Source organism: Mesorhizobium sp. M7A.F.Ca.US.005.03.2.1 (assembly GCF_003997795.1).
Lineage (GTDB): Bacteria > Pseudomonadota > Alphaproteobacteria > Rhizobiales > Rhizobiaceae > Mesorhizobium > Mesorhizobium ciceri.
Window position 1 is genome coordinate 1 of record NZ_RZRP01001500.1, and the last position, 649, is coordinate 649.

Annotated in this window: 1 protein-coding gene; it reads right to left on the bottom strand. The window is 62.4% G+C overall.

Annotated features, from left to right (window positions below; all coding sequences use genetic code 11):
* A partial coding sequence (locus tag EN991_RS38725) for a biotin carboxylase N-terminal domain-containing protein (protein WP_281058864.1) occupies positions 1 to 363 on the bottom strand: 363 nt, incomplete at its 3' end.
* Positions 364 to 649: the final 286 nt, after the last annotated feature.

Genomic DNA, 649 nt, shown 5'->3' on the forward strand with positions numbered 1-649 from the left:
CCGCTGGGCGGCGTCCTTCAGCCCCATGGCACGGATAGAGGCCGCGGATGGGCCGATGAAAATAAGCCCCGCCGCTGTCACCTGGTCGACGAAATCGGGATTTTCCGACAGGAAGCCGTAGCCGGGATGAATGGCTTGCGCACCCGTTGCCAGGGCCGCCGCGATGATCTTGTCGCCGCGCAGATAGCTTTCGCCGACGGGCGAGGCGCCGATATGCACCGCCTCGTCGGCCATCTCGACATGCAGGGATTTTGCGTCGGCATCCGAATAGATGGCGACGGTACGCACGCCCAGCTTCCGAGCCGTACGGATGACACGGCAAGCGATCTCGCCGCGGTTGGCGATCAGGATCTTGGCGAACATGGAGCCTCCGCATGTAAGGTTCGAAGTCCATGGGAAGCATGGCGCTTGAACACCCCCCTCTGACCGGCAGGACAGAGGGGGGTGCTGTCCCGCGAGCCTTTTAAGCCCTCGGAGTAAACCTCTCCCTTACCAGGGAAGTGCTCTACCTTGCGGTCGGCTGTACCTACTTCGAGGCCGCGATCTCGCAACTGCCGCCGGTCGTGACTTTGTAGTGGCCGCGGGTGGACTGACAGGATTTCATCGCCAACTCTTCGGCCGTCTTTTGAGATGGTGCGTTGAGGTGGCC